The following is a 25,554-nucleotide window of genomic DNA, read 5'->3' on the forward strand; positions in this document are numbered from 1 at the left end:
TCCGATTTACGAGCTCAATCAGACTAAAAAAATTTGGAAACAATTACCATCTTTCCGGCTAGGTGACGTTGTGCAAAATTATTTGTCGATAAAAAATCTGCTTGAGTCGAATGGCACTTCCTTAACACCTAAGTACCTGAGCTGAAAGCAAAAAAATGAAGAAGGGCTGGTCTTGGTCTACGGTGATAGTTGCGAACACACACCGACAAGCCAAGGACGCAGCCCTCCATGAATCGTAGACGTCAAATCCTCCGACAGCAACGGCAACGTATTCACCGACAGACGACGAGTTGTGATGCCTATGCCTTTTTCAATCTGCTCACGGCCCCAGAACTCCTGCAGAGGGTCGAATCGGTACTGCCAGAACATCGGGAACGGTTGTTCCCGCCGACTGAAACACTGTCCATGTTCCTGGCTCAAGCAATGAGTGCCGACCGCTCCTGCCAGAATGCCGTCAACGACTTGTCCATCAAGCGGGCCTGTGGCGGCTTGAAACCCAACAGCACTCGTACAGGGGCTTACTGCAAAGCCAGGAAGCGTTTGCCTGTCGAGATGGTTTCCACGTTAGTTCGACATACCGGTTCTGCAATCAGCGATCAGGCCGCAGCGTCTTGGCGCTGGATGGGACGGCCCGTGCGCTTGGTGGACGGTACGACGGTGACCATGCCCGATACCGCGGCCAACCAAAGTGCCTACCCCCAATCCCGCGGTCAGAAAGTGGGGCTTGGTTTTCCTATCTGCCGAGTGGTCGGTATCGTTTGTCTCGCCAGCGGGGCCGTTCTGGATGTCTCTTTGGGACGTTTTCGAGGCAAGGGAGGCGATGAGTGGAAAAGGGGACGGATTTGAATAGCACTTCCTTAATGGCTAAGTATTTGAGTTGAAAGCAGAAAATGAAGTGGAACGAAAAGGGGATAGATTTATTTTTAGGACGGCTTACAGGTGGCGCTTGTTTTGTTAGTAAGGTCGAAGGTGGTTGGCTTGCGTATAGAGTGACTTTGGAAAGGCGCACCGCCGGCTATGCCTGAAAATAAATCTGCTCCTTTTCACAGTATTTTATTAAGGAGTAACGGTCTATGAGGGGGGAGGGCGATTCTGAAAGATATTTTGCAGATATCGGCGTGAGACCGTGTGGAAATTTATTCGAAACGGCTTCTGTTTTGGGACGGGTACTTTTGATTGAGTTTTTTGAGGACAAAAGTGGCCGTTTTGAAGAGTTTCCATGCTTCATTGCTGAAGGGCAGGGTTTGACTTATGCGTTGTTAGGGGTTCCTGATCTTGAATATGATTTGAGAGATGGTCGGGTAACTGATTTTGAGTTGGTCGTTAGGTCGAATAATTGGTCGTTACACAGTAAAAGTAAGGTGGATATTTCAGAGGGGATCGTTTTTAAAGTTAATAGTGTGATAGGCAAGGTTTGCTGGGTTTTAAGTTGATATTGGGGAGTAGGGATGATCGATCAAAAAGGGGACAGATTTATTTTTAGGGCCGCTGACAGGTAATGTTCGTTGTGTTGGTAAAGTCGAGGGCGGTTGGTTTGCGTATAAAGTGGCTGATGCCCCACTGGCCATGTCTGAAAATAAATCAGTCGTCTTTTTGCAAAAAATTGTTAGGGAAGCTATATGTTCGATAGGTTTATGAAGCTTTATAGTTTGGATGGGAATGATGGTGGTTTCTTTATGCCGTCAAACTTCAGTTTTAAGTGTCTTGAGCAGCGCTTTGATGGTGTTTTAGGTGGTTCCTTCAATGGTGGGCTTTATCGTCTCCATTCTGCCAGTGAAATAAAGCTTTGGAATCATTTGGTAAGTGAAGCGTTTCCTGATTATGCGGGGCGAATTTTTTGTTTTGCTTACGATTGGTTAGGTAGGCAGTTTGCCTTGGATGGTAACCGTATTAAAAATGGCGAACCATTGATTCTTATGCTTGAGCCAGGAACGGGGGAGGTCCTGGAAATTCCAGTAGGGTTTATTCAGTTTCATGAGGAGGAGTTGGTAAATTACGCTAATGAGGCTTTGGCAGTTGATTTCTTCAAGCAGTGGCTGGCCTCAGGAAATTTGGCACCCAGTAGGAAACAGTCTATTGGTTATTCAGTCCCTTTGTTTTTGGGAGGGGCTGATTCTTTGGAGAATCTTAAGTGTATAGATTCTGAGGTGTACTGGAGTATGTCTGGGCAGTTGTTAAAAACGGTGCGTGGTTTGCCTTCTGGTACAGTAGTGGATATTGTGTCTATTGAGAAGTGATGGGGCGAAGGGTTTTAATGGTGCTTAATTAATGGGTTGTTATTTTAGTTAAAGGCAGAAGATATCGAACCGGAAGGACTGAAAAGGAGGGCAGATTTATTTTTTTTGGGGCCGCTGACAGATAACGCTCGTTTTGTTGATAAGGTCGAGGGTAGTTGGTTCCGGATAGAGTGACTATGGAAAGACGGTCCGCCGGCTATGTATGAAACAAATTTGTCCGCTTTTTGGTTGGACCCAATATAAGATGCTGGTTGATCAGTTTAAGGAGGTGTGGAATGATCATGCCGTTTATAAGAAGTGGTGTTGTTATTAAGTCGATTTGTTATTTCGGTGATTCTTGTGAGATTGTTTTTTTGTTTTTAGTTGATGGTGTCGAGCGCGAGCTGGTCGGGAAGTTGCGTGGTGGTCCCGGTATTGAAGGCGTTGAGTATAGTGATGAATTAGAAGAGTTCGTAATGTTACTTATGAAACTGGACCAAAAAATTTCCAAAAAATTGTGTGCTATTTCTTGGGCGTACGCTTGTGGTGAGAATGTTAAGCTTCCAGTTTCTCTGATCTCTTTGTAGTTCGTGGCAAAAAAGCAGAAAGTGGGTGTTCCCTTTTGGCTTAGTTGAACCAGTTGTTGCAAGGTGCTCCAAAGTTGGTGGGCGAATTGAGAAACGTGCAGGTAACTTGCGAGCTAAATTAAGTCTCATAAATTTTGGGGGTAATTACCATATTTCCATCGAGGTGATGTTATGCAAAATTATTTGTCGATAAAAAATCTACTTGTGTCCATATTTTCAGTCGATGTTGGTTTGGACGAAGGTGATGCGTTTGCTGTCTTGGATCGTGTTTTAAACGATGAATTTCAGCGGGGTGAGATAGAACGTGAGTTGTACCAGCTTTTCAAGGATCGATCTGTTTCCTGGGTGGAACTTCTAGATAACGAGAGCTACGTTGTCTATCCGGTAGATGATGAGGATGATGCTAAGGCATACATAGTAGAGATTTTATGGAATAGAGTGTTTCCAAATACATCCGTTCCATAGGTGCAAAAGGGGGCATCATTAACCGGCTAGGGATGGAAAAGGGGGCAGATTATTTTTCCTCCATTTGCTATGCTGATATCTCCACAGAAGGTGGGATGTCAAGAGTGGGGCGTGTTGTTTTGCTAAACTATCCTCGTCACATTGTTCCGTTTTTTCTAATGAAAATAAATCTTTCCGCTTTTTGCTAGGTGTGGATAGTGAAGCAGCACATAAAGCGTTGCTTCAGTACCAGCTGACTGGAGATACGTTGCAGGCGGTCGTTGTGGGGGGGCAGGTTCCGGTGAGAATTAAAGATGGAGATGTTTATATTCCAACGGCATTCCCGGTTGGAGTCTTGAAATGAGGTGGGGGGAGCTTCCGGGGGATTCCCGAGATTTGATGTTCTGGGTCTTGTGGTTCGCTATCGGAAATTTTTCAAGTTTACATGTTGATGAGCTCTTAAGAAAAATTCTTGTGCCGCATGGTGGTGTTGACGGTGACCCAGGTTGGGAAATTGAACACGTAACAACAGGTGATGGCGATGAGTACTATTTTTTTTGGGCTGATCCTGAAATGAGTGGGATAGAGCCAGAGCAAAGACATTACAGTGTTGATGTGGTTCGAGACGCTATAAAGGAATCGCTGTTATCTTTTTCTGAAAAATATCCGGATAGGCTCACTGAAGTAAAAAGTGTGATACTTAAATATAGATTGTAATTGAGCAAAAAGCGGGGGATTTATTTTTAGGGCCGTTGGCAAGTAACGCTTGTTTTGTTAGTAGGGTTGAGGGTGGTTGGTTTGCGTATAGAGTGACTTTGGAAAGGAACCTCGCTGGCTATGTCTGAAAATAAATCTGTCCACTTTTCACAGTCCCCTTTTCACATATAGAAAGCCTTCGAATTTGCCCCATATTCCTGTGAATTTTTAAAAATGAAAAATTTTTCGTATTACTGCTCTTTGCCAGACTCTATGTCAGGGGGTGAGTTGTATGTTGAGTTTTTAGAAGTTGTTGAAGGTAGCGCGGATGCTAAGTGTAATAAAGCCGACGTTGTAAATATTCTGTTTGAGCTTAGTGAGCGTCAGTGGCATACGTATACGATCTTGTGTGATTCTTTGAAAAAAGAGTTGGAGGGTGTTTTAGTATCTTATTGGGATGGTAGTGATTTAGAATTTGTTGAGGGGGCTGTCGCTATCACTGTAAGGCTCGGTCTTGTAGGTTTTTTTAATTTTCTATCGACTCAGGATGTTGAAGGCTTGCCGTTGGAAGTTGCTGAGGAAATTAGGGGCGTAATAGCTGAGTTCGGAGATTCTATTGTTGATCCATATAGTGGTATTCAATAATGTCTAAAAGGTGAAGGATTTGAGTGGCACTTCCTTGGCTGCTGAGTGTCTGAGCTGAAAGCGAAAATTAAGAAGGTGCAAAAGGGCCTGCAGCCGACTTACTGTCTGGTGAAACAAACGTAGTAGGTGACGGTGCACCAGCGGCTAACGATGCGAGCTTTGCAGGGGCAAATACCGCAGAGTCGCTCGCAGAGGGAAATCTGGCCGCATCAAAGGTTAAGTGGGTTGATGAGAATGCCGGTATGAACCAAACTGCGCGTGATTACAATGACTCAGAGAGGAAAGGGGACGGATTTATTTTTAGGGCCGCTGAAAGGTAACGCTAATTTTGTTAGTAAGGTTGAGGGCGCTATTGGTTTACGGATAGAGCGACTTGGGAGGACGGGTTTGCCGGAGGTGTCTGAAAGTGAATATCTCCACTTTTTGCACGTAGGTTGTACGATAGCTAGTAAGGGTTTGCAGGGAATAATCCTCTATTTGGTGTTGGTTTTTTTTTTGAAGGTAATGTAGGGGTAATCCATGAGTGATTTTTTTCTTGATCGTGTTTTTGAGGGGGACCAACTGTGCCGGAGCTTTCAATGTATGGGATATGTGCAGAGCGAGTTGGAAGGTATTGAAAGGCTTTATAATATTAAGATTGGAGGCCAATTGAAAGGTTTTCTGTCTGAGATGGGCAGGAGCTCTGGCGGAATGATTGGGGATTCATTGGTTCAGTTATATCGCCCGTCTTGGAGAGTTCGACAACATTTGCTGTTTCAGGTGGGATTTTTCAACCAAATGCAAGATGAGGGGTTTTATGAGTTTCTAAAGAATCCATTTGTTTTTTCTCTGATATCCGAAACTCAGTATTACTTTCTTCAGACATCAAGCGATGAAGGGGATGTTGTTTATCTGTTTGACTCTAATGCAGGGGTTGTAACTAAGACTGAGTGGGATTTAGTGGGGTTTATAAAAATGCTTGTTTCCGAAAGTGAGAGCGAAGTGGGAGTTTTAGCTCAAGGAGAGCTTTTGGTAATTTAGGGGGTGACGAAAAGGGGACAGATTTGTTTTTTACTGATTAAGGGCGTTGCTGGTGTCGATCGAAATTCTGGGAGTCTATTAATTGCTCGGCTGAAGTGAGAATGTGATGTCTATTGACTTTAAATATCAGGTGCGTGCCGAAAATCGGCTGGAGCATATCAAGTCTCATGTTGAAGGCGGCTTCGATATTGATCGTATGGTTGATTTCATTTCTACCCGCATTGGCGATCCTAGAGCTTGTGCGACTGGATTGTCTTCTCATGCATTAGCAAGTGCAATGCTTGCATGGTTTGAGGGGCATGACTTGGAGTTAATGAAAAATTGGTATTACGTGTCCGCCGAGCTTAATAGGTTTTCCTACGGCCTGGAGATCGATACGATAAATCCTTTGGCAAAAAAATTGCAGCTTTTGAAACCTCTGTTATCTGATAACTCAGAGATCATAGATTGGTTTTCGACTAAAAATGAGGCCAGTTTTAATGTAAAAAAATTGAAGCCGGAAATACGTTGGACTATTTTGCCTATCAGGCGTTATTGGCGATTCGAGGTGAGTGGGTACGTTTAGCTGAGCGTTGTGAAAGTGTTCTTGAAAGTCCGCCCGCTAATCTAAAATCCTATGTGCCGGATTTTGAGTTCTATTTGGCACTTGCTACGGCGGATAAGGAGAAAATGCAGAAGGCTATTTTGGATGTTGTGTCCCCTAAGCGGATGGTAGGTCGTTCAAGTAGTGAAAGTGGGTACACGGAAGGATTGATTTCAAGCTATGCCGTTATATATGCAAAGATAGCTTGGCGTCACGGTCATGAGATTGTTGTAGATACGCCTTATGTGCCAGTAGAGTGGCTTCCGGTTAAGGCGTTGAACTGTTATGAACCTTATTATGATTTTTGAAATAATAACGAAATGGGAGCGGCATTTTAATTCGTGAAAAGGAGGCCGCGAAAAGCGTGAAGAGGGGACGGATTTATTTTTAGGGGCGCTGACAGGTAACGCTCGTTTTGTTGGTAAGGTCGAGTGAAAATAAATCTGTCCCCTTTTGGATCTTGTTGTTGTCTATGGTCCTAAGGGGCGTGCACTATATGATGTGTCTAGCCTCGTATTAGGTGGTTTAGTGGAACCAGGCACCGAATGGGATATATTTCCCCAAGAAGGGAAATGGCACAAAAGCCTTTGAGGGAAATGTTCCTCAGTCGGTTCTTGATAGTTTAGGGTTGAATTGATGAAAATTTATCAGGGTAGTATTTCTAAAGAGTCGTTGAATCTGTTTGTTTCGGATATTGGTTACGGAGAGTTTTTTTCATATGTAGGGCACTTGGTTTCATTGGAGCAAGCAATTTCTGTTCTAGGTTTGCTTTCTCCTGATTTTATTGAGTTTGATGGCCACGTTTTCTGGCTGCGTAACGCTCAGCAATACGAACCGCAAAAAAATCATTTGAAGGGACTGGTCGAGACTGAAGCTGGTGTGTTGGAAAAAAGTGCATCGCGTAGAGACGTTGAACGATACAGAAATATTTTTTCAATAAATCAGTTCTTTTCAAAGTGGGAAGATGCGCCGAACCGACCCGTATTTAAGGTTGGCCTGTCGGAAGAAGATTATCGTCTTTGTCATTTATTTGCCGAGCAGATCACTAGATATTGGAGGCGCGCGTTATCAGACCGCTTTCCAGAGAAGGTGTTTCAGTTTGAGATTGCTGATGATCTTCTCGATGAATATGGGGTTTGTCTGACATTCTGGCAGCTGTAGTTGTAACCTCCGAGCCAAAGGGGTCACAGAAATGGAGAAAAGGGGACAGATTTATTTTTTAGGGCCGCTGACAGGTAACGCTCATTTTGTTGGTAAGGTCGAGGGTGGTTGGTTTGCGTATAGAGCGACTTTGGAAGGGCGCCATGACGGCGATGTCTGAAAATAAATCTGTCTCCTTTTTGGTCTAGGACCAGCGGTCGTGCCCCCCCGGTGCGATCACGCTGTTGGATGCTTCGCCCACCACCACCCGCGAACAGTCAGCGTGTCCGTTGGCGCACTGGGTGAAGGCGGGCGGCCTGTTGTCGAGCATCAGCGGCGTGCTGGCGACTTGCGTCGTCGGTGCGCTGAACAACTACGGTCGAATCACTTCAGTTGCCGGTATGAGCGTGAGTGCCGGATCAATCAACAACTATGGGACCTTGGGCAGCACCAACAACTTGCGTCTGACTACGCCCGATTTGCTGAACCAGAACGGCCTGCTCTTCTGGGCTGAGAATAATATCCTGAGCGTTAATTGGCGTTCCCCCGAGCGCTGGATGACAGGGGAGGTGTAGCTAAAATCACAGGAAAGTCATTTCGAAAACAGCAGACTAGCGCGAAGGAATATCTCTGATGTCGGACACGATATATGTCGGCAATGCATGGATATAGAAAGGCTCCACGTCAGAATTATCCTTGTGAGTCAGCGCCGCCACCATCGTCTTCATATTGCGAAGCTGACCAAATGCACCGGCAGGCTGCAGCCCCTCGCGAGTATGGGAGAAATGCAAGACTTCAGCACCAGCCTTTTTGACCTTGACCTGATAACTGAAATCAACACTGGCGAGGATCGTATTGTCGTCGACAATGACCGACACCAATCCGCCATTGGAGTTGCCGATGCGACGCTTGTAGACGGTGTTCACATCCAACAGGTAATCGGCACTTTCCTTGCTCGCAGCATAGCGATTAGCGCTCGACAATTGATTGATCAGCTCCACGCTGAACTGCTCGCGCAACGCGTCTTGCGGCATAAACCGCTCATTCTTGCCGACCAGTTCAACTTCGAAGTTATCGATCCAGTAGGTCGCGGTCGCCGGGATCTGAACCGGCGTGGGGGAGATGTAGTAATCCGACTTCGAGGCGCAGCCCGACAAAAATGAAATTGCCAACAGTAAAGCCAGTACACGCATGTGAATTCGTCCTTGAGGAGTTTACGTTAATTTAAGAGCGATATTTTACAAACATAGAAGGGATTGATTTGTTTTCGACGACCAGGTCAGTCTTTAATCAATAACCCCCCGTTTTCCCTCGACTTACACTACTTGACCGGTACGTAAGAGTAGCCCATCACCATGTTCTTCCCTTCTTTGGCGTCCCGCACACGGATCATCTCAGCCATGTTTTGCTGTGTGTATTCAACAAAGTACTCTTTACCTTGCTCAACCGGTAGGTACAGGAATACGTTTTTGGGATGAGGTCTCTGCCCGGCTGACACCTTGTGTAGGCCGGGACTCACATAGACCCAAGAATAGGTCTCGCTGTTAAGCCCCACCAGCGCACTGTCATTGATACTGAATACACTTTCCCAAAAACTGCCTTGAATCACTTGGGTCCGCATCATATAAACCAACGCCTTGCCCTGAGGTGGTGGTGGCGGTTCGAAGTAAGGTTGGCTGGAGGTTGAGCGGCCCGCGCAACCGGTAACGAGCAACACCAACATCATGATCAGAATACTTTTCATTGCAGCACTCACTTAGTTTGCCCCAATAGTTGGTTGATGACAGGGGCCATCTTTTCCTCAACGGTTCCCACCTTGGAGGGATCGAATCCACCTTCGCCCACCAGATGGTACTGAGCGAAACCGATCTGTTGGTCACCCTTGTAGAGCCATACCTGGGCGTCGGACAAGAACGCGGAAAAATCCCACGAACGAATGGCGGTGTAGCTCATTCGATATTCACAGTTACTCGGAACAGGTCTGACGTAGAGCTGACTCTTGATGTTGTGCTGACGCAGAAGGGTTTGCAGACCGTCAACGAAGTCGCCAGCGACCACCGCCGGGTTCTCTTCAATACAGAGAGTTGAGATGTGGTATTTGCGATCTATCGGTTCAACCTTAACGGTGGTGCAGCCGGTTAACGCCAGCAAAAAGCTGATAGTGAGTAATCTGAACGGCATGTTCAATCCCTGAAATTAAAAGCGATATCAAAATAATGGCCACATGTTAAATTGACGCCATTCTATAGTCAACTTGACTGAGTCGGTTTTTTCTAAGGAAAAAAGAAATAAGGGGGCAGATTTGAATGGCACTGTATGCGGAATTTTTACGCTCGTGTTATGGCGAGCTGTGGGTAGGAGACTTCGGCCTGCCGGTTCCTTTTCCCGGTCTGCAAACCTGTGTACGGCTCGCCACCTTTCGTTTTGCAGCGTGGGTGACGAACTTCCATTCTTGTGCGCACCCTGATAGCCGGATGGCACCGCTAGGAAATTTCACTCAATGGAAAGAGAGTTGTCTTGTCTGGACGCTCTGATCACAGCGCTCACTCACATGAGCTCGGGGACATAACGAGAGGTCATTGCGAGGGCGAGGGCACAGGCCGATCATGAAGCGTTTCAGTCAACTGTTCATGCGCGTTGTACGAAAACGCTGGGCGATCACCCGACAATCGGAGTCCGATCATGAATGAGCAAACTTGTGCCTGCCCGCTCTGCAACTGCAAGATTGGTGAGCACGCAGCCGTACGTCATGGCAAGCATTACTGCTGCCAGGCCTGCGCTGATCACCACCCGAATGGTGAGCCTTGTACGGCTTCCGCCAACTGCCACTGCGCGGACAAACCCAAATAGAGGTGTGGAGATCTCGGTCGATATTGTCAGACTGGAGTAAGCACAGTCCCGACTGGCTGTGCGACGCTTGCCCTTGGCCCGGATTCAGCCTTGCGATTTCTTGACGCCTCATTATCGTCACCTTATGATGCGGCCACTAATTTGATATCAAATGTTTCAAGGAATGAACATGTTCGCTTCCACCCTCGGGATGAGGTCCCTCGCGGCCATGCCGTGTCGTTACCCGAGCGCCTTCGTTTCTTCGAAATTCCCCCCGCTAAAAAAACCGGAGTGCTGTTAGCCACTCTGGCGATAACCCCTTGATCCCGGTGATCACCGATCCGGCTTTGCCCATGGACAAAGCCGCCGCGCTGCCGTGCGCCTGAAATACCCATCCACGCATTTCCCAATGTCTCCCCAGGTCCGATTTTCCCAGGAGTGTGCTGCATGAAAAAAATCTCACAGGCCGTCATTTTCGCGATGGCGGCGATCACGCTGGCGTCCCTCGGCGGCTGCGCTACCGAGAGCTCCCGAGCCTTGCCGGTGCAGCAGGTGGAAACCGCCAACCAGGTTTACACCGGTTTGCGCACCCCCATTGCCGTCGGCAAGTTCGATAACCGTTCCAGCTACATGCGCGGGATCTTTTCCGATGGCGTCGACCGTCTCGGCGGCCAGGCCAAGACCATCCTGATCACCCATTTGCAGCAGACCAACCGCTTCAGCGTGCTGGACCGCGACAACATGGCGGAGATCCAGCAGGAAGCGAACATCAAGTCCCAGGCCCAGAAACTCAAGGGCGCGGATTTTGTGGTCACCGGCGACGTCACCGAGTTCGGTCGCAAGGAAACCGGCGATCACCAGTTGTTCGGCATTCTCGGGCGCGGCAAGACCCAGGTGGCCTACGCCAAGGTCGCCCTGAACATCGTCAATATCGTCACCTCGGAAGTGGTGTATTCCAGCCAGGGCGCCGGTGAGTACGCGCTGTCGAACCGCGAAATCATCGGCTTCGGCGGTACCGCCAGCTACGACTCCACCCTCAACGGCAAGGTCCTCGACCTGGCCATGCGCGAGGCCGTGAACAAGATGGTTCAGGCCATCGACAGCGGCGCCTGGAAACCAGGCCGCCCATAAGTCTTTCTAGAGCAGGAACAAGGAGTTTCACGCGTCATGGGTAAAGTGTTCGGTTTGTTACGTTACGTCGCGACAGTCGCGGCCGCTGGTGCCTTGTTGGCCGGCTGCGCTCCGCAGGTCAACACGCTCTATCAGTGGGAAGGCTATCAGCCACAGGTCTACCAGTACTTCAACGGTGAGTCCAAGGAAGCGCAAGTCGAGGCCCTGGAAGCCGATCTGCAGAAGATCAAGGCCACCAACCGTGCCGCGCCACCGGGCTATCACGCCCATCTGGGCATGCTCTACGGCAGCCTTGGCAAGGACGATCAGATGGTGCAGCAGTTCCAGACCGAGAAATCGCTGTTCCCCGAATCGACCGCCTACATGGACTTTCTGTTGAGCAACGCCCACAAGGGGATCAAACAATGAATCCGCGTTTTCTGAGTGGCCTGGCGGCCCTGCTGCTGGTGAGTCTGCTGGGTGGCTGCGCGGCCCCCAAGACCGTGGACTATTCGGCGTACAAGGAGGCCCGTCCACGGACGATCCTGGTGTTGCCGCCCCTGAACGAGTCGCCGGACGTCAAGGCCACCTACAGCCTGCTGTCCCAGGTGACATTCCCGTTGGCGGAAGCCGGTTACTACGTGATGCCGGTGGCGCTGGTGGATGAAACTTTCCAGCAGAACGGCCTGAGCACGCCAACCGACATTCACAACACGTCGCCGGCCAAGCTGAAGGAGATCTTCGGTGCGGATGCGGCCCTGTACATTACGGTGAGGCAATACGGCACGCAGTACATGGTGATCAGCAGTGCAACCATCGTGACGGCCAGTGCCAGGCTGGTGGACCTCAAGAGCGGCACCACGCTCTGGACCGGCACTGCCACGGCCTCCAGCGAAGAGGGCAACAACAATAACGCAGGCGGCCTGGTCGGTGCGCTGATCACGGCGGCGGTCAAGCAGATCGTCAATAGCGCCAGAGACGTGAGCCATCCTATCGCCGGTATCACCAGTCAGCGACTGTTGTCCGCCGGGCATCCAGGTGGCCTGTTGTATGGTCCGCGCTCGCCAAAGTACGGGACGGACTGAGGTCGAGGGTAATAGGGGACGAACCGCGATTCAGCTCTCTGGCCGGGCAAGGCAAAACAGAGAGACGCTGACCATCGTGGTCTGTCCCTACTCACATATCCGCATAAAAACTATTGCTGAAGATATCGTCGACACCCGGCGAAGGCGGCTTTGCTCGGCTCATGCGCTTGGCCCGGACTATCCGGCGGGGAGCCGACCCAGTCGAAGTACTAACGGTCGGCGCACTCTGCATGGTCGACAAGCTCCTTTTCTTCGCGCCGCCTCCTTTGAGCTGCTTCTGGTCCGCGAGCATTTGCGCCACGTGCCGATTGATCGCCGTGACCATGCCTTCCACTTCATCGTAGAGCGTGCGAGCCAGTTCCGATTCCGCACGGGTCAGGCCTTCGATGTAAAGGTCCCCGGTGGCTTGCAGGGTGGGTTCGTGCTCCTTCCTGTCGGCCATGATTTTCAACGCCGAAACCGCCATGTCCAGGTAGAGACGGATATTCGTCACCGAGATGCAGGGTTCCGTGGCCGAAGCGTCGAAGGTCCTCAGGCGCACGGTTTCATGAACCCGGTCGATGACCTTATCCGGCCCGAGGTTGATGGCCTGGGGCAATAACCGTGTGTTGCGGCACATGTCGATGCAGCGGCTGCGCAGCTCGCTGACCATTTCGTCGTCGTCCCCCAGCCTGTCCAATCGCCTCAGGAAGTCCGCTGTCAGTCCCAGGTTATTGAAGTGTGCGGCATCCATGCGGCTGTGTCCGGTGGTGTCCTCTTCCAGCGGTTGCTTGGATTTCTTGTTGAGCGGCGCGCCGCTTTTGAGGCGAGTGCCGCTGTCGACCTGGTGCGTCGCGCAATGCGTCGTGACGTGGAGAGGGTTGAACTTGATGCCGTGCAGCGTCTCCACGTAGTCGCAGGTCAGCTCCACATAGAAGCAGAAGAGAAAGAAATGGCGGATACGTTCGAACGCGTGGCGCGGTAACGACTCGCGCAGTGGACCGCTTTCAACGGGTGCACTCTGGACACGCTGGCTGGTCAGTCTTGGCATTCCCTGTTCTCGCGATAAGCGTTCGGCACTTCGAACGAGCCAATAAGCGGTAGGTGACACAAGGCTAGCACCAAGCCTTGTAGATTTCAGGGCGCAGGATGAATAACGGATTCATCCAGAAGGCGCACGGAGGGGAGGGCACTTTCCTTCAAATCGGGATTTTTTGTAACGGAATACATACATATGTTGTACAGTTCTGTTACCTAACTGGAATCGGCTCCCATTTCCATCTTATGACAGGACACCCCCATGCGCGCCTTGCAAGGACGTAAGCATCACGGCGATATCTCTCGCCTTCAGGTTATCGGAGGCTGGAGATGAGCACAGGTTCGATCACCGCCTGGGCCACGGCCCTCAGTTCACGGGTTTTTGAGCGCAAGGCCGCCGATACGAAGAAGGCCAACCTGCAGGAAATCAAGAACAAGCAGGTGCTCAACAACATCCCCCGGGATCCGACCGCCCTCGACACGGCGAAGATGCAGAAGGACAAGCTGCAGTCGCAGTTCCAGGGCTTCGACCCGAAATCGGTCACGCCGGATCAGTTGACCAAATACAGCAATGTCCTCAAGGAACATGGCCTGATCAGCGCGTCCACCGCCGGCCTGCTGTCCACCGCCGGCTCGAAAAACAAGGCGGGCGAGAAATTCAACGCGTTGGATTATTTCGCCACCCAGATCAGCACCCTGCAGAGCGGCACCTCGAACGAGCAGTTCTCCAACCATATGATCCCGGAGTACAAGCGGGCGATTAACGTGTTGCTGAACCTGCAGCAGTTCGCCAGTTCCGGCGCCAGCATGTCGATCAATACGAAGGCCTGATCCGCTTACCTACTGGTCAGATAACGAAACGGGGAGCCTTGGCTCCCCGTTCTGTCTTGCGTGTAGTGTCAGCGGCTCAGCGTCCGGTCCTGGCGGTCTGGTCTCGACGCGGCACGGGGCGGGCCAGGCGCTCTTGTGGTTGTTTCTCCGGCCATGGCGTCGTGGTCACCGTCACGCTGACGGGTGGGGTGGCCTGGTCGGGTGCCTGCCTCTGACGACGGGCGGCACGCTTCCTCAGCTTTTTGCTGATATGGGCCTGGAGGGCAGGGATCATGAAAAAATACAGGTAGGCCGTCAGTACCAGCGTCAGATCGACCCAGGACTCGGCCACCGGCTCCTTAAGTGCCCACTCAATCAGTCGTTTGGCGCCAAACAGCGCCGCAATGCCCGCCAACGCAAGGCCAAATGCTATTTTCTGTGACTTGACGAGATTCGATAGGCTGGGTCTCATGGCAAGCAGTACTCCAAGCTTTTTGGTACCGTTATCTGTGTCTGTGATCATCAGAATTCCTTTCAGTTCCTGTCCTGTCCATTTTATAGCTCAAGTCGGGCGTTCTTTTCTGGGCTGTCGGCTGCACGGTTATATTGTGTAGTACCTTTCTATTGTGTCGGTTATAAGGCACTGATGACAATGACTACTTGTCCGATCCAACACGATCCATGTTCCCAGCCATCACCTTCCCGCCATTGATGGGTCGTTGCCGCCGCCTATGATGGGCGCGACGTCTGTCGGCCTGCCGCCGTGATCCGACAGCCTCGCGTACTTTCATTCCTGCGAGCGCCACCATGACTCAAACCAGAACCCTCTATGACAAGCACATCGATTCCCACACGGTGTGTCGCCTCGATGACCAGGGCCATGTCCTGCTGTATATCGACCGTCAGGTCATCAACGAATACACCAGCCCCCAGGCCTTCAGCGGCCTGCGCGAAGCCCGGCGCGGGATCTGGCGGGCGAATACTGCCCTGGCCGTGGTCGACCATGTGAACCCCACCGCGCCCAAGCGTATCGCCGCGATGCCGGATGCCGGTGGTGCGCGGCAGGTGTCCTACCTGGCCGAGAACTGTGAAGATTTCGGTATAGAACTGTTCGACGTACTTGACAAGCGCCAGGGCATCGAACATGTGATCGCGCCCGAACAGGGTTTTATCCTGCCGGGCATGGTGGTGGCCGCCGGTGACAGTCACACCACCACCTATGGCGCGTTGGGGGCTTTCGGTTTCGGTATCGGCACCTCGGAGATCGAGCACCTGCTGGCGTCCCAGACCTTGGTCTACAAACGCCTGAAGACGATGCGGGTGACGGTCGACGGCGAGCTGGCGCCGGGGCTGACGTCCAAGGACGTGATCATGGCGCTCATCGGCAGGATCGGCGCTTCCGGGGCCACCGGCTATGCCATCGAGTTCCGTGGTTCGACCATCGATGCCTTGAGCGTCGAGGCGCGCATGACCATCTGCAATATGGCGGTGGAGGCGGGCGCGCGCGGTGCCTTCATGGCCCCGGACGAGAAAGTCTTCGCCTATCTCAAGGACAAGCCCCGGGCACCCAAGGGCGAGTTGTGGGAGCAGGCCGTGGCCTCCTGGCGGACCTTGTACAGCGATGTCGGCGCGCGCTTCGACCGCGAAGTCGAGCTGGATGCCGGGACGCTGGAACCCATGGTCACCTGGGGCACCAGCCCGGACCAGGCGGCGCCCATCGGCGCGAGCGTGCCGGACCCGCAAGACATCAGCGACCCGATCCTGCGCCAGGACATGCGCCGCGCCTTGGACTACATGGGGCTGGAAGCCGGCATGCCGCTGAACCAGATCGTGATCAGCCACGCCTTTATCGGTTCCTGCACCAACGCCCGGATCGAGGACCTGCGGGATGCCGCCCGGGTGGTGCGCGGCCAGCACGTGGCCAGGCATGTGCGGGCGATGATCGTGCCCGGCTCCACCCAGGTGCGTGATCAGGCCGAGGCCGAAGGGCTGGCGGCGGTGTTTATCGACGCCGGTTTCGAGTGGCGGCAATCGGGCTGTTCGATGTGCCTGGCGATGAACGACGACGTGCTGGAGCCCGGCGACCGCTGCGCCTCCAGCACCAACCGCAATTTCGAAGGGCGCCAGGGCGCCGGGGCCCGTACGCATTTGATGAGCCCGGCGATGGTCGCCGCGGCCGCCATTGCCGGACACCTGACCGATATTCGCCACCTGGAGCCAAGGCCATGAGCATGCAGCCGTTTTCCCAAGTCACCGGCAAGGCCGCGCCGATGCTGGCGGCCAATATCGACACCGACGTGATCATGCCCAAGCAGTTTCTCAAGGGGATCGATCGCAACGGGCTGGATCGGGGGGTGTTCTTCGACCTGCGGGTCTTGCCTTCGGGTGAGCCCAACCCTGGGTTCGTGCTGAACCAGCCGGCCTGGAAAGGTGCCCGCTTCATGGTGGTAGGGCCGAACTTCGGTTGCGGCTCCAGCCGTGAACATGCGGTGTGGGGCTTGAAGCAGGTGGGGATCCGGGCGTTGATCGGCAGCAGTTTCGCCGGGATTTTCTACGATAACTGCCAGCGCAACGGGGTGTTGTTGATCACCCTGGACGAGGCGACGGTGCAGCGGCTGGGGCAGGTGGTGAGTCAGCCACAGGGTGCCGAGATCACTATTGATCTCGAGGCCCAGCAGATCCGCTTGCAGGATGGCAGTGTCGTCGAGTTCCAGATCGATGCGCTGCGCAAGAACGCGTTGATGCTGGGGTTGGATGCCATTGGCGCGACCTTGCAGCGTAGCGAGGAGATCAGGGCGTTCGAACGGGCGCATTTGCAGGCCAATCCCTGGTTGGCCTGAAACCAGGACGTTCAGTTAAGCGAGCATTGGCCCTTTGTAGGAGCGAGCTTGCTCGCGATGGACGTCAACGATAACGCTGGGCACCTGATACCCCGCGGTGTCCTGACTACCATCGCGAGCAATCGAGCGTCGACCGGCTGCTCCTACAGGTATTGCTAGATCGACAGCTGTCGAAAGTGCTCCTGCAGAAACTCCACACACACCCGCAATTTGCCCGAGTACGCCAGTCGCGTCGGGTACACCGCCCAGACATTCGCGCTCTGGGTGTAGTCGTGCAGTACCCGCACCAGTCGACCCTGTTCCAGCAGCGGTTTGACGTCCCACAGGGAGCGCAGCAGGATGCCGCGTCCATCCAAGGCCCATTGCAGGACGATCTCGCCGCTGTTGGATGACAACGGCCCGCGCACCCGCACACTGTCCTGGCTGCCGTCACGCTCCAGGTTCCAGATGCCGAAGGCGTTGTCGCGCTCCTTGAGTACCAGGCAGTCGTGCTGTTCCAGGTCGCTCAACTGCTGCGGCATGCCACGCCGTTCCAGGTAGGCGGGCGCCGCGCACAGTACCCGCCGATTGCTCACCAGGCGCCGGCCGATATGCTGGCCCGGGATGTCGTCGCCCACGCGGATCTCCAGGTCGAAACCCTCGCTGACGATGTCCACCACACGGTCGAACAGGTCCAGGCGGATCTCCAGGTCCGGGTAGCGCTCGGCCAGCAACGACAGCGCCGGGGCCACGTGATTGCGCCCGAAGCCGAAGCTGCTGCACAGGTGCAGGCGGCCGCTGGGGCTGTCGTGGGCTTCGGACAGTTCGTCGTTGAGTTGCTGGAAGTCTTCGAGGATGCGCACGGCCCAGCGTTGCACCCGCTCGCCGTCCTCGGTCAGGGCGATACGCCGGCTGGTGCGGTGCAGCAGGCGGGTGGCGAGGGTGGTTTCGAGGATCTGGATGCGCTTGCTGACGTAGGCGGGCGACAGGCCCAGTTCATCGGCGGCGGCCGCGAAGCCGCCCTTGCGGATGACGGTCAGGAATACGCGCAGGTCTTCGGGCAGGGGCACGGTGTCTTTCTTTGGGCTCATGGACGAAGCAACGAACACTGGCGGCAGGAGCCGCCAGAATAGCATTGGATGGCAAACCTACTTCTACAAGGCCAAGCGACTATTTGACGGCATCAGCCGCTGCCCGGGCAGCCAGGGCCTTGCGCTCGCGCCCGAGGGCAATCGGCGCCATCTTGTCGCGGTCCAGTTCGCCTTCCCAGGCCGCCACCACCAGCGAGGCCACGGCGTTGCCAATGATGTTGGTCAGGGAGCGACACTCGGCCATGAACCGGTCCACCCCGAGGATCAGCACCATCGCCGCCACCGGTACGGTCGGCACCACCGCCAGGCTCGCGGCCAGGGCGACGAAGCCGGCACCGACCACCGCGCCGGCGCCCTTGGAGGTGAGCATGGTCACCGCCAGCAAGGTCAGCTGTTGCTCCAGCGTCAGGTCGATATTGGTCGCCTGGGCCAGGAACAGCACCGCCAGGGTCATGTAGATATTGGTGCCGTCGAGGTTGAAGGTGTAGCCGGTGGGCACCACGATGCCCACCACGCCCTTGGAGCAGCCCAGGCTTTCCAGTTTCTGGATCAGTTGCGGCAGGGCGGACTCCGACGAACTGGTGCCGAGCACGATCAGCAGTTCCGACTTGATGTAGCCCAGCAGGCGCAAGATGCTGAAACCGGCATAGCGGGCGATGCTGCCCAGTACGCAGATGACGAAGATGAAGGCGGTCAGGTAGAAGGTGCCGACCAGCTTCATCAGCGGCAGCAGCGAGCCCAGGCCGTATTTGCCGATGGTGAAGGCCATCGCGCCGAACGCGCCGATCGGCGCCACCCGGGCGATCATGCCGACGATGCGGAAGAACACTTCGCTGGCCTGGTGGATCACGCCCACCAGCGGGCGGGCCTTTTCGCCGACCATCACCAGCGCCAGGCCGAACAGGATCGAGACGAACAGCACCGGCAGGATCTCGCCCTGGGCGAAGGCGTCGAAGAAGGTGGTGGGGATCACATGCAGCAGGAAACCGGTCACGCCTTCGCCATGCTGGGCCTGGCCGACGAAGTTGGCGATGGCCGAGGTGTCGAGGGTTTTCACATCGACATTGAAACCCGAGCCCGGGTGCAGGGCATGGGCGGCCAGCAGGCCGATCGCCAGGGCGAGGCTGGAGACGATTTCGAAGTACAGCAGCGCCTTGCCGCCGACTCGCCCGACCTGTTTCACGTCATGCATGCTGGTGATGCCGGAGACCACCGTGCAGAAAATGATCGGGCCGATGATCATCTTGATCAGCTTGATGAAACCGTCGCCCAGGGGCTTGAGGTCGATGCCGGTCTGCGGCCAGTGGTGACCGATCAACACCCCCAGCACAATGGCGATGACCACCTGGATATACAGGGTTCCCAGCAGTTTGCGGATTGTCATTGTTATTGTCTCGTCGCGGGTTTGGGGGAAGAGGAGGCAAGCCGATCCCGTCATGGGCCGTTGGCGGCGGCCCATGGGGGAAGGGGTGGATCAGTGCCTTGGGGGCCGGCGGTTCAGCGCAGGAAGGCCAGGACTTCGCCGAGCAACTGTTCCGGGACTTCCTCGGCCAGGTAGTGACCGCCGGGCAGGGCCTTGCCGCGCACATCGGTGGCGACCTTCTGCCATTCGCGCAGCGGATCGAAGCAGCGGCCCACGGTGCCTTCGGCGCCCCAGAGCGCCAGCAGCGGCATGTTCAGCGAGCGCCCGGCCTCGATGTCGGCGCGGTCGTGTTCCAGGTCGATGCCGGCGCTGGCGCGGTAGTCTTCGCAGATGCCCCGCGCGCTGCCGGGCAGGCTGATGCAGCGCACATATTCGCTGAAGGCTTCGTCGGTAAAGGGCTTGAGGCCGGCGCTGCGGCTGCCCATCACGCTGCGCAGGTACTGTTCGGGGTTGGCCTCGATCAGGGTTTCCGGCAGCGGCGCCGGGCGGATCAGGAAGAACCAGTGCCAGTAGGCGCGGGCGAAGGCTTCGTCGGTCTGGGTGTACATCGCCAGGGTCGGGGCGATATCCAGCAGCACCAGGCGTTGCACGGCCTGGGGATGGTCGAGGGCCAGGCGATGGGCGACACGGGCGCCGCGGTCGTGAGCGAGGATCGAGAACTCGCTGAAACCCAGGGATTCCATCAGGGCCACGCCGTCGCGGCCCATCTCGCGCTTGGAGTAGTTGAGGTGCTGCTCGTCGGCCGCTGGCCGGGTGCTGTCGCCGTAGCCGCGCAGGTCGGCGGCGACCACGGTGAAGTGTTTGGCCAGGTCGCCGGCGACCTTGTGCCAGATGACATGCGTCTGCGGGTGGCCGTGCAGTAGCAGCAGGCCTGGCCCGCTGCCGCCGATGCGGTAGGCAATGTCCACACCGTTGACGTGGCGCTGGTCTTTCCGGAATCCGGCGAACATGGAGTGACTCCTTGTGAGGGTTGCGTACATCCTAAGACCCACAGCGAACGGGGCAAGGCGCAAAACGTGGTGCGCCTGTTCATGAAGTGTGTTGAAACACCGACCAGGAGGCGGGCGCTGTTAAGATAGCCGCCACACGGATCAGTACAGGGCTTGAGTGACGGCCAATGTCGGAAAAAGACACCATCTCCATCCACCTGGTGCACGAGGCACTGCTGCAGAGTTGCGCCCCCGGTGCGGACACCATTCAGGTGCTGGACAAGCTCGGGATCGCCCCGGCGCTGCTGGAACAGGCCGATGCCCGGGTCCCGGCCAGCGATTACGCGCGGTTGTGGCGCCTGTTGGCGCGGCGCAACGATGACGAGTTCTTCGGCATGGACCCGCGCAAGCTGCGCGCCGGCAGTTTCGCCTATCTGTGCCGTGCGGGCATGGCGCAGCCGACGGTGGCCGCCGGGCTGGACGCGGTGCTGGGCTTCCTTTCGTTGATGCTCGAACGCCTGCCGGCCCAGCTGGTGCGTCAGCAGAGCCTGGCGGAAATCGTCCTGCTGGAGCCGCAGGGGCAGGCCCGGCGGCCGTTCACCTATTTCACCTACTGGATGATCGTCCATGGCGTGGCCTGCTGGCTGGCCGGGAGGCGTATCCCGATCCTGGCCATCGAGTTGCGCTGCGCCGAGCCGGATTATCGCGAAGACTACCGGGTGATGTTTTCCGAGAACCTGCGCTTTGACCGGCCGCGCACCCGGATGATCTTTTCCGCCGACTGCCTGGACCTGCCGATCAAGCGCAGTGCCGCGGAGCTGCAGCGGTTCCTGGCGCTGGCGCCGGCCAATATCCTGGTCAAGTACCGCGATGCCCGGAGCCTGGCCAGCCGGATCCGCCAGGACCTGCGCCAGCTGCCCGCCGCGGACTGGCCGGAAACCGAAGGCTTGGCCCTGCAATTGTGCATGTCGGCCTCGACCCTGCGTCGCCGGCTGGCGGAAGAAGGGCAGACCTACCAGGGCCTCAAGGACAGCGTGCGCAAGGAGTGGGCGATTGCCTGGCTGGCGGAACCGTCGATCAGTTTCGCCGAGATCGCCACACGGCTGGGCTTCGCCGACGCCAGCTCGTTCTACAAGGCCTTTCGCAAATGGTCCGGGTCCAATCCGGGACATTACCGCAGCCTGATCCTCAACGAGGTGCATTGACCCGTCTTGCGCGCAACCTGTAGGAGCCGGCTTGCCGGCGATGGCGTCCGGATGAGCGCTGCAAGACTCAAGGGCCTCATCGCCGGCAAGCCGGCTCCCACAGGAGACCCGGTTATTGGCCAAACCAGTCAATCAGGTTGAAAGCTTTGACCATTGTCCCAAGTCCCTGACAGCGCGACTATTTCCAGGATTTTTCTACGGTTCCTTCCAATAACAAGACCGAGAGATTCCGGACATGCGCGACTATCAGACTGCCACGGCGGACTTCGATTATCAGCAAGCGGCCCAAGCGGGCCTCAAAGGGACTTTGACGGCGCTCAACGCCTGTATCGAATGCTGCGACCGGCATGCCTTGCCGGGGCGGATCGCGCTGTTCTGGGAAGGCCGCGACGGCAGTAGCGCGGTCTACACCTTCAGCGAGCTGCAGGACAAGGCCGGGCGCTTTGCCAACTTCCTGCTGGCCCAGGGCGTGCGCCGTGGCGACAAGGTCGCCGCGCTGTTGCCGCGCAATGTCGAACTGCTGGTCACGCTGTTCGCCACCTGGCGCATCGGCGCCATCTACCAGCCGCTGTTCACCGCCTTCGGCCCCAAGGCCATCGAGCATCGCCTGGGCAGCTCCGGCGCCAAGCTGGTGGTCACCGACGCCGCCAACCGCGGCAAACTGAGCGAAGTCGCCGACTGCCCGGCTATCGTCACGGTCGGCGGCCCCAAGGGGCAGGGCATCGCGCGCGGCGATTTCAGCTTCTGGGCCGAACTGGACAATTACCCGGCCTACTGCGAGCCGGTGCTGCTCACGGGCGAGGATCCGTTCCTGCTGATGTTCACCTCGGGCACCACCGGCCCGGCGAAACCCCTGGAAGTGCCGCTCAAGGCGATCATCGCGTTCCAGAACTACACCCGCGACGCGGTCGACCTGCGCCCGGAAGACGCGTTCTGGAACGTCGCCGATCCGGGCTGGGCCTACGGCCTTTACTTCGGCATCACCGGGCCCTTGGGCATGGGCCATCCCATCACTTTCTACGATGGCCCGTTCAGTGTGGAAAGCACCTGCCGGATCATCGAGAAATACGGCATCACCAACCTCACCGGATCGCCCACCGCCTACCGCTTGCTGATTGCCGCGGGCGAGGCCTTCGCCGGTAGGGTCAAGGGCCGCCTGCGGGTGGTCAGCAGTGCCGGCGAGCCGCTGAACCCGGAGGTGATCCGCTGGTTCGCCGACACCCTGGGGGTGACCATTCTCGATCACTACGGCCAGACCGAAATGGGCATGGTGCTGTGCAATCACCACGGCCTCGAACATCCAGTGCATATCGGTTCGGCCGGGTTCGCCTCACCCGGGCATCGCATCGTGGTGCTGGACGAGCAGCAGCGGGAGCTGACGGTCGGGCAGCCGGGGATTCTCGCGCTGGACCGCTCGCAGTCGCCGATGTTCTGGTTCAACGGCTACAAGGGCTTCGAGACCAAGGCCTTCGTCGGCCGGTACTACCTCAGCGGCGACACCGTGGAGCTGAATGCGGACGGCAGCATCAGCTTTGTCGGGCGCAATGACGACGTGATCACCACCTCGGGCTACCGGGTCGGTCCGTTCGATGTGGAAAGCGCCCTGGTGGAACATCCGGCTGTGGTGGAGGCGGCGGTGGTCGGCAAACCTTGCCCGGAGCGTACCGAGGTGGTGAAGGCCTTCGTGGTGCTCGGCGCGCAGTACCGTGCCGAGCCGCAGCTGGCCGAAGAGTTGCGCCTGCATGTGCGCAAGCGCCTGGCGGCCCATGCCTACCCACGGGAAATCGAATTCGTCGACGAGCTGCCCAAGACGCCAAGCGGCAAGTTGCAACGTTTTATCTTGCGTAATCAGGAAATCGCCAAGGCCCAGGCCGGCAACTGAGTACGCGGTTATCAGGGTCATTTACGGTTTTAACGAAGGACAGATGCAATGAACATTCAAGACAAGGCTTTCATGGTCAGCGGCGGAGCTTCCGGCCTCGGTGCGGCCACCGCGCAAATGCTGGTGGATGCCGGCGCCAAGGTGATGCTGGTGGACCTCAATGCCGAGGCCGTCGCCGCCCAGGCGGAAAAACTCGGCGCGCAAGCCCGGAGCGTGGTAGCGGACATCACCCAGGAGGCCCAGGCCCAGGCGGCGGTCAAGGCCGCGGTCGACGCCTTTGGCGGCCTGCACGGCCTGGTCAATTGCGCCGGCATCGTGCGCGGTGAAAAGATCCTCGGCAAGAACGGCCCGCACCTGCTGGACAGCTTCAGCCAGGTGATCAACGTCAACCTGATCGGCAGCTTCAACCTGCTGCGCCTGGCCGCTGCCGCCATCGCCGAGACCGAGGCGGATGCCGACGGCGAGCGCGGGGTGATCATCAATACCGCCTCCGCCGCCGCCTATGACGGGCAGATCGGCCAGGCCGCCTATGCCGCGTCCAAGGGTGCCATCGTCAGCCTGACCCTGCCGGCCGCCCGCGAACTGGCCCGCTTCGGCATTCGCGTGATGACCATCGCCCCGGGCATCTTCGAAACCCCGATGATGGCCGGCATGACCCCCGAAGTCCGTGCTTCGCTATCGGCCGGCGTACCGTTCCCGCCACGCCTGGGCAAGCCCTCCGAGTACGCCGCGCTGGTTCGGCATATCATTGAAAACAGCATGCTCAATGGCGAGGTGATCCGTCTCGACGGCGCCTTGCGCATGGCCGCGAAATAGGAGAATCGATCATGAGTAACCACGATCCCATCGTTATCGTCAGTGCCGTGCGCACCCCCATGGGCGGCTTCCAGGGCGACCTGAAAAGCCTCAGCGCGCCGCAACTGGGCGCCGCCGCCATCCGCGCTGCCGTCGAGCGCGCCGCCGTGGCGCCGGAAGCGGTCGAGCACGTGCTGTTCGGCTGTGTGCTGTCCGCCGGCCTCGGCCAGGCACCGGCCCGCCAGGCGGCCCTCGGTGCCGGGCTGGACAAGTCCACCCGCTGCACCACCCTGAACAAGATGTGCGGCTCCGGCATGGAAGCGACCATCCTCGCCCACGACATGCTCCTGGCCGGCAGCGCCGAGGTGGTGGTGGCCGGTGGCATGGAAAGCATGTCCAACGCGCCGTACCTGCTGGACCGCGCCCGCAGCGGCTACCGCATGGGCCACGGCCAGGTGCTCGACCACATGTTCCTCGACGGCCTTGAGGACGCCTACGACAAGGGACGCCTGATGGGCACCTTCGCCGAGGATTGCGCCGAGAACAACGGTTTCAGCCGTGAAACCCAGGATGCCTTTGCCGTGGCGTCCCTGACCCGCGCCCAGGAAGCCATCCGCGAGGGCCGCTTCCGCGAGGAAATCGTGCCCCTGACGGTCACGGTGGGCAAGGAACAGCGACTGATCAGCGACGACGAACAGCCACCCAAGGCCAAGCTGGACAAAATCGCCAGCCTGAAGCCGGCGTTCCGCGAAGGCGGTACGGTCACGGCGGCGAACTCCAGTTCGATTTCCGACGGCGCGGCGGCGCTGGTGCTGATGCGTCAGTCCGAAGCACAAAAGCGTGGCCTCAAGCCGCTGGCGGTGATTCATGGGCATGCGGCGTTCGCCGATACCCCGGGCCTGTTCCCGGTGGCCCCGGTAGGGGCGATCGAGAAACTGATGAAGAAAACCGGTTGGTCCCTGGACCAGGTCGATCGCTTCGAAATCAACGAAGCCTTCGCCGTGGTCACTCTGGTGACCATGCAAAAACTGGAACTGCCCCACGACAAGGTCAACGTGCACGGCGGCGCCTGTGCCCTGGGCCACCCGATCGGTGCGTCCGGCGCGCGGATTCTGGTCAGCCTGCTCTCGGCCCTGCGCCAGAAAGGCCTGAAACGTGGGGTCGCGGCCATCTGCATCGGCGGCGGCGAAGCCACGGCCATGGCGGTCGAGTGCCTGTACTAGTTTCG

At 56.4% G+C, this 25,554-nt stretch carries 30 protein-coding genes and 1 pseudogene; 23 read left to right on the plus strand and 8 right to left on the minus strand.

Going from position 1 to position 25,554, the window contains the following annotated elements:
• Nucleotides 1–228: 228 nt before the first annotated feature.
• The 12 genes and pseudogenes from NUH87_RS30185 to NUH87_RS30240 all read left to right on the plus strand — a co-directional run.
• Nucleotides 229–825: pseudogene (locus NUH87_RS30185) on the plus strand (IS4 family transposase); the annotation flags it as partial.
• 248 nt (nucleotides 826–1,073) lie between these two features.
• Entirely contained in the window at nucleotides 1,074–1,433 is a 360-nt protein-coding gene (locus NUH87_RS30190; RefSeq protein WP_338523927.1) for a hypothetical protein, read from the plus strand.
• Nucleotides 1,434–1,619: 186 nt separating this feature from the next.
• Entirely contained in the window at nucleotides 1,620–2,237 is a 618-nt protein-coding gene (locus NUH87_RS30195) for a T6SS immunity protein Tdi1 domain-containing protein (protein ID WP_338523928.1), read from the plus strand.
• Between the two features lie 275 nt (nucleotides 2,238–2,512).
• On the plus strand, nucleotides 2,513–2,803 hold the full coding sequence (locus tag NUH87_RS30200; RefSeq protein WP_338523929.1) for a hypothetical protein: 291 nt from the start codon (nucleotides 2,513–2,515) through the stop codon (nucleotides 2,801–2,803).
• Between the two features lie 171 nt (nucleotides 2,804–2,974).
• Complete coding sequence (locus NUH87_RS30205) at nucleotides 2,975–3,268, plus strand: hypothetical protein (protein ID WP_338523930.1); 294 nt, start codon at nucleotides 2,975–2,977, stop codon at nucleotides 3,266–3,268.
• Between the two features lie 378 nt (nucleotides 3,269–3,646).
• Nucleotides 3,647–3,964, plus strand: a complete 318-nt coding sequence (locus NUH87_RS30210) for a hypothetical protein (protein ID WP_338523931.1) — start codon at nucleotides 3,647–3,649, stop codon at nucleotides 3,962–3,964.
• Nucleotides 3,965–4,177: 213 nt separating this feature from the next.
• Complete coding sequence (locus NUH87_RS30215) at nucleotides 4,178–4,588, plus strand: hypothetical protein (protein WP_338523933.1); 411 nt, start codon at nucleotides 4,178–4,180, stop codon at nucleotides 4,586–4,588.
• A gap of 519 nt (nucleotides 4,589–5,107) precedes the next feature.
• Nucleotides 5,108–5,608 carry an SMI1/KNR4 family protein gene (locus NUH87_RS30220; protein WP_338523934.1) on the plus strand — a complete coding sequence of 167 codons (501 nt, stop codon included), beginning with the start codon at nucleotides 5,108–5,110 and terminating at the stop codon, nucleotides 5,606–5,608.
• A 106-nt stretch (nucleotides 5,609–5,714) separates the two neighbouring features.
• Nucleotides 5,715–6,173, plus strand: a complete 459-nt coding sequence (locus NUH87_RS30225; RefSeq protein WP_338523935.1) for a hypothetical protein — start codon at nucleotides 5,715–5,717, stop codon at nucleotides 6,171–6,173.
• Nucleotides 6,116–6,499, plus strand: a complete 384-nt coding sequence (locus tag NUH87_RS30230) for an Imm49 family immunity protein (RefSeq protein ID WP_338523936.1) — start codon at nucleotides 6,116–6,118, stop codon at nucleotides 6,497–6,499. Before NUH87_RS30225 ends, NUH87_RS30230 begins: the two co-directional genes overlap by 58 nt.
• Nucleotides 6,500–6,827: 328 nt before the next feature.
• The gene (locus NUH87_RS30235; RefSeq protein WP_338523937.1) at nucleotides 6,828–7,352 is read left to right on the plus strand and encodes a hypothetical protein; all 525 of its coding nucleotides are present in this window, start codon (nucleotides 6,828–6,830) and stop codon (nucleotides 7,350–7,352) included.
• A gap of 224 nt (nucleotides 7,353–7,576) precedes the next feature.
• On the plus strand, nucleotides 7,577–7,906 hold the full coding sequence (locus NUH87_RS30240; protein ID WP_338523938.1) for a hypothetical protein: 330 nt from the start codon (nucleotides 7,577–7,579) through the stop codon (nucleotides 7,904–7,906).
• 36 nt (nucleotides 7,907–7,942) lie between these two features.
• Here the strand turns inward: NUH87_RS30240 and NUH87_RS30245 are convergent, their stop codons facing one another.
• From NUH87_RS30245 to NUH87_RS30255, 3 genes are all read right to left on the minus strand, one after another.
• Entirely contained in the window at nucleotides 7,943–8,524 is a 582-nt protein-coding gene (locus NUH87_RS30245; RefSeq protein ID WP_338523939.1) for a hypothetical protein, read from the minus strand.
• A 128-nt stretch (nucleotides 8,525–8,652) separates the two neighbouring features.
• Nucleotides 8,653–9,075: a DUF2846 domain-containing protein gene (locus tag NUH87_RS30250; RefSeq protein ID WP_338523940.1), complete on the minus strand. Its 423-nt coding sequence runs from the start codon at nucleotides 9,073–9,075 to the stop codon at nucleotides 8,653–8,655.
• An 8-nt stretch (nucleotides 9,076–9,083) separates the two neighbouring features.
• The gene (locus NUH87_RS30255; RefSeq protein ID WP_338523941.1) at nucleotides 9,084–9,512 is read right to left on the minus strand and encodes an Sbal_3080 family lipoprotein; all 429 of its coding nucleotides are present in this window, start codon (nucleotides 9,510–9,512) and stop codon (nucleotides 9,084–9,086) included.
• A gap of 501 nt (nucleotides 9,513–10,013) precedes the next feature.
• On the opposite strand from NUH87_RS30255, the gene NUH87_RS30260 reads away from it, so the two are divergent.
• From NUH87_RS30260 to NUH87_RS30275, 4 genes are all read left to right on the plus strand, one after another.
• Nucleotides 10,014–10,181 carry a metallothionein gene (locus tag NUH87_RS30260; protein WP_338523942.1) on the plus strand — a complete coding sequence of 56 codons (168 nt, stop codon included), beginning with the start codon at nucleotides 10,014–10,016 and terminating at the stop codon, nucleotides 10,179–10,181.
• A gap of 426 nt (nucleotides 10,182–10,607) precedes the next feature.
• On the plus strand, nucleotides 10,608–11,291 hold the full coding sequence (locus NUH87_RS30265) for a CsgG/HfaB family protein (protein WP_338523943.1): 684 nt from the start codon (nucleotides 10,608–10,610) through the stop codon (nucleotides 11,289–11,291).
• A 36-nt stretch (nucleotides 11,292–11,327) separates the two neighbouring features.
• On the plus strand, nucleotides 11,328–11,699 hold the full coding sequence (locus NUH87_RS30270; protein ID WP_338523944.1) for a DUF4810 domain-containing protein: 372 nt from the start codon (nucleotides 11,328–11,330) through the stop codon (nucleotides 11,697–11,699).
• The gene (locus NUH87_RS30275; RefSeq protein ID WP_338523945.1) at nucleotides 11,696–12,355 is read left to right on the plus strand and encodes a DUF799 domain-containing protein; all 660 of its coding nucleotides are present in this window, start codon (nucleotides 11,696–11,698) and stop codon (nucleotides 12,353–12,355) included. The genes NUH87_RS30270 and NUH87_RS30275 overlap by 4 nt, the downstream gene beginning before the upstream one ends.
• A gap of 91 nt (nucleotides 12,356–12,446) precedes the next feature.
• Here the strand turns inward: NUH87_RS30275 and NUH87_RS30280 are convergent, their stop codons facing one another.
• Nucleotides 12,447–13,385, minus strand: coding sequence for a hypothetical protein (locus tag NUH87_RS30280; RefSeq protein ID WP_338523946.1), 939 nt, complete (start codon nucleotides 13,383–13,385; stop codon nucleotides 12,447–12,449).
• Nucleotides 13,386–13,702: 317 nt separating this feature from the next.
• On the opposite strand from NUH87_RS30280, the gene NUH87_RS30285 reads away from it, so the two are divergent.
• Nucleotides 13,703–14,203: a hypothetical protein gene (locus NUH87_RS30285; RefSeq protein WP_040068642.1), complete on the plus strand. Its 501-nt coding sequence runs from the start codon at nucleotides 13,703–13,705 to the stop codon at nucleotides 14,201–14,203.
• 76 nt (nucleotides 14,204–14,279) lie between these two features.
• On the opposite strand, the gene NUH87_RS30290 is transcribed toward NUH87_RS30285, so the two are convergent.
• Nucleotides 14,280–14,705 carry a hypothetical protein gene (locus tag NUH87_RS30290; protein WP_338523947.1) on the minus strand — a complete coding sequence of 142 codons (426 nt, stop codon included), beginning with the start codon at nucleotides 14,703–14,705 and terminating at the stop codon, nucleotides 14,280–14,282.
• Nucleotides 14,706–14,989: 284 nt separating this feature from the next.
• On the opposite strand from NUH87_RS30290, the gene leuC reads away from it, so the two are divergent.
• Nucleotides 14,990–16,411 (plus strand): 3-isopropylmalate dehydratase large subunit, encoded by a 1,422-nt coding sequence (gene leuC / locus NUH87_RS30295; protein WP_338523948.1) that lies wholly within the window; start codon nucleotides 14,990–14,992, stop codon nucleotides 16,409–16,411.
• A complete protein-coding gene (leuD, locus tag NUH87_RS30300) occupies nucleotides 16,408–17,022 on the plus strand; it encodes a 3-isopropylmalate dehydratase small subunit (RefSeq protein ID WP_338523949.1) in 615 nt (204 codons plus the stop codon). The genes leuC and leuD overlap by 4 nt, the downstream gene beginning before the upstream one ends.
• 155 nt (nucleotides 17,023–17,177) lie before the next feature.
• Here the strand turns inward: leuD and ttdR are convergent, their stop codons facing one another.
• The 3 genes from ttdR to NUH87_RS30315 all read right to left on the minus strand — a co-directional run bounded on the left by ttdR (nucleotide 17,178) and on the right by NUH87_RS30315 (nucleotide 20,465).
• Nucleotides 17,178–18,092: an L-tartrate utilization transcriptional activator TtdR gene (ttdR, locus tag NUH87_RS30305; RefSeq protein WP_338523950.1), complete on the minus strand. Its 915-nt coding sequence runs from the start codon at nucleotides 18,090–18,092 to the stop codon at nucleotides 17,178–17,180.
• A 79-nt stretch (nucleotides 18,093–18,171) separates the two neighbouring features.
• Entirely contained in the window at nucleotides 18,172–19,476 is a 1,305-nt protein-coding gene (gene dctA, locus NUH87_RS30310) for a C4-dicarboxylate transporter DctA (RefSeq protein WP_338523951.1), read from the minus strand.
• Between the two features lie 113 nt (nucleotides 19,477–19,589).
• Nucleotides 19,590–20,465, minus strand: a complete 876-nt coding sequence (locus tag NUH87_RS30315; RefSeq protein WP_040068633.1) for an alpha/beta fold hydrolase — start codon at nucleotides 20,463–20,465, stop codon at nucleotides 19,590–19,592.
• 167 nt (nucleotides 20,466–20,632) lie between these two features.
• Between NUH87_RS30315 and NUH87_RS30320 the strand changes: the two genes are divergently transcribed.
• The 4 genes from NUH87_RS30320 (at nucleotide 20,633) to NUH87_RS30335 (ending at nucleotide 25,549) form a co-directional block, all read left to right on the plus strand.
• Nucleotides 20,633–21,649 (plus strand): AraC family transcriptional regulator, encoded by a 1,017-nt coding sequence (locus tag NUH87_RS30320; protein WP_338523952.1) that lies wholly within the window; start codon nucleotides 20,633–20,635, stop codon nucleotides 21,647–21,649.
• A 235-nt stretch (nucleotides 21,650–21,884) separates the two neighbouring features.
• On the plus strand, nucleotides 21,885–23,531 hold the full coding sequence (locus NUH87_RS30325; protein ID WP_338523953.1) for an AMP-binding protein: 1,647 nt from the start codon (nucleotides 21,885–21,887) through the stop codon (nucleotides 23,529–23,531).
• A gap of 48 nt (nucleotides 23,532–23,579) precedes the next feature.
• On the plus strand, nucleotides 23,580–24,347 hold the full coding sequence (locus NUH87_RS30330) for an SDR family NAD(P)-dependent oxidoreductase (RefSeq protein ID WP_338523954.1): 768 nt from the start codon (nucleotides 23,580–23,582) through the stop codon (nucleotides 24,345–24,347).
• 11 nt (nucleotides 24,348–24,358) lie between these two features.
• The gene (locus NUH87_RS30335) at nucleotides 24,359–25,549 is read left to right on the plus strand and encodes an acetyl-CoA C-acyltransferase (protein ID WP_338523955.1); all 1,191 of its coding nucleotides are present in this window, start codon (nucleotides 24,359–24,361) and stop codon (nucleotides 25,547–25,549) included.
• Nucleotides 25,550–25,554 lie beyond the last annotated feature (5 nt).

The organism is Pseudomonas batumici (assembly GCF_036585405.1).
Lineage (GTDB): Bacteria > Pseudomonadota > Gammaproteobacteria > Pseudomonadales > Pseudomonadaceae > Aquipseudomonas > Aquipseudomonas batumici.

What these genes read in the sequence shown, in the direction of transcription:
- NUH87_RS30200 (WP_338523929.1), top strand. Translation starts at nt 2,513, where the DNA reads ATGATCATGCCGTTTATAAGAAGTGGTGTTGTTATTAAGTCGATTTGT.
- NUH87_RS30270 (WP_338523944.1), top strand. Translation starts at nt 11,328, where the DNA reads ATGGGTAAAGTGTTCGGTTTGTTACGTTACGTCGCGACAGTCGCGGCC.
- leuD (WP_338523949.1), top strand. Translation starts at nt 16,408, where the DNA reads ATGAGCATGCAGCCGTTTTCCCAAGTCACCGGCAAGGCCGCGCCGATG.
- ttdR (WP_338523950.1), bottom strand. Translation starts at nt 18,092, where the DNA reads ATGAGCCCAAAGAAAGACACCGTGCCCCTGCCCGAAGACCTGCGCGTA.
- NUH87_RS30235 (WP_338523937.1), top strand. Translation starts at nt 6,828, where the DNA reads ATGAAAATTTATCAGGGTAGTATTTCTAAAGAGTCGTTGAATCTGTTT.
- NUH87_RS30225 (WP_338523935.1), top strand. Translation starts at nt 5,715, where the DNA reads ATGTCTATTGACTTTAAATATCAGGTGCGTGCCGAAAATCGGCTGGAG.
- leuC (WP_338523948.1), top strand. Translation starts at nt 14,990, where the DNA reads ATGACTCAAACCAGAACCCTCTATGACAAGCACATCGATTCCCACACG.
- NUH87_RS30285 (WP_040068642.1), top strand. Translation starts at nt 13,703, where the DNA reads ATGAGCACAGGTTCGATCACCGCCTGGGCCACGGCCCTCAGTTCACGG.
- NUH87_RS30330 (WP_338523954.1), top strand. Translation starts at nt 23,580, where the DNA reads ATGAACATTCAAGACAAGGCTTTCATGGTCAGCGGCGGAGCTTCCGGC.
- NUH87_RS30245 (WP_338523939.1), bottom strand. Translation starts at nt 8,524, where the DNA reads ATGCGTGTACTGGCTTTACTGTTGGCAATTTCATTTTTGTCGGGCTGC.
- NUH87_RS30335 (WP_338523955.1), top strand. Translation starts at nt 24,359, where the DNA reads ATGAGTAACCACGATCCCATCGTTATCGTCAGTGCCGTGCGCACCCCC.
- NUH87_RS30260 (WP_338523942.1), top strand. Translation starts at nt 10,014, where the DNA reads ATGAATGAGCAAACTTGTGCCTGCCCGCTCTGCAACTGCAAGATTGGT.
- NUH87_RS30210 (WP_338523931.1), top strand. Translation starts at nt 3,647, where the DNA reads ATGTTCTGGGTCTTGTGGTTCGCTATCGGAAATTTTTCAAGTTTACAT.
- NUH87_RS30205 (WP_338523930.1), top strand. Translation starts at nt 2,975, where the DNA reads ATGCAAAATTATTTGTCGATAAAAAATCTACTTGTGTCCATATTTTCA.
- NUH87_RS30320 (WP_338523952.1), top strand. Translation starts at nt 20,633, where the DNA reads ATGTCGGAAAAAGACACCATCTCCATCCACCTGGTGCACGAGGCACTG.
- NUH87_RS30265 (WP_338523943.1), top strand. Translation starts at nt 10,608, where the DNA reads ATGAAAAAAATCTCACAGGCCGTCATTTTCGCGATGGCGGCGATCACG.
- NUH87_RS30315 (WP_040068633.1), bottom strand. Translation starts at nt 20,465, where the DNA reads ATGTTCGCCGGATTCCGGAAAGACCAGCGCCACGTCAACGGTGTGGAC.
- NUH87_RS30250 (WP_338523940.1), bottom strand. Translation starts at nt 9,075, where the DNA reads ATGAAAAGTATTCTGATCATGATGTTGGTGTTGCTCGTTACCGGTTGC.
- NUH87_RS30280 (WP_338523946.1), bottom strand. Translation starts at nt 13,385, where the DNA reads ATGCCAAGACTGACCAGCCAGCGTGTCCAGAGTGCACCCGTTGAAAGC.
- NUH87_RS30290 (WP_338523947.1), bottom strand. Translation starts at nt 14,705, where the DNA reads ATGATCACAGACACAGATAACGGTACCAAAAAGCTTGGAGTACTGCTT.
- NUH87_RS30275 (WP_338523945.1), top strand. Translation starts at nt 11,696, where the DNA reads ATGAATCCGCGTTTTCTGAGTGGCCTGGCGGCCCTGCTGCTGGTGAGT.
- NUH87_RS30255 (WP_338523941.1), bottom strand. Translation starts at nt 9,512, where the DNA reads ATGCCGTTCAGATTACTCACTATCAGCTTTTTGCTGGCGTTAACCGGC.
- dctA (WP_338523951.1), bottom strand. Translation starts at nt 19,476, where the DNA reads ATGACAATCCGCAAACTGCTGGGAACCCTGTATATCCAGGTGGTCATC.
- NUH87_RS30190 (WP_338523927.1), top strand. Translation starts at nt 1,074, where the DNA reads ATGAGGGGGGAGGGCGATTCTGAAAGATATTTTGCAGATATCGGCGTG.
- NUH87_RS30220 (WP_338523934.1), top strand. Translation starts at nt 5,108, where the DNA reads ATGAGTGATTTTTTTCTTGATCGTGTTTTTGAGGGGGACCAACTGTGC.
- NUH87_RS30215 (WP_338523933.1), top strand. Translation starts at nt 4,178, where the DNA reads ATGAAAAATTTTTCGTATTACTGCTCTTTGCCAGACTCTATGTCAGGG.
- NUH87_RS30195 (WP_338523928.1), top strand. Translation starts at nt 1,620, where the DNA reads ATGTTCGATAGGTTTATGAAGCTTTATAGTTTGGATGGGAATGATGGT.
- NUH87_RS30325 (WP_338523953.1), top strand. Translation starts at nt 21,885, where the DNA reads ATGCGCGACTATCAGACTGCCACGGCGGACTTCGATTATCAGCAAGCG.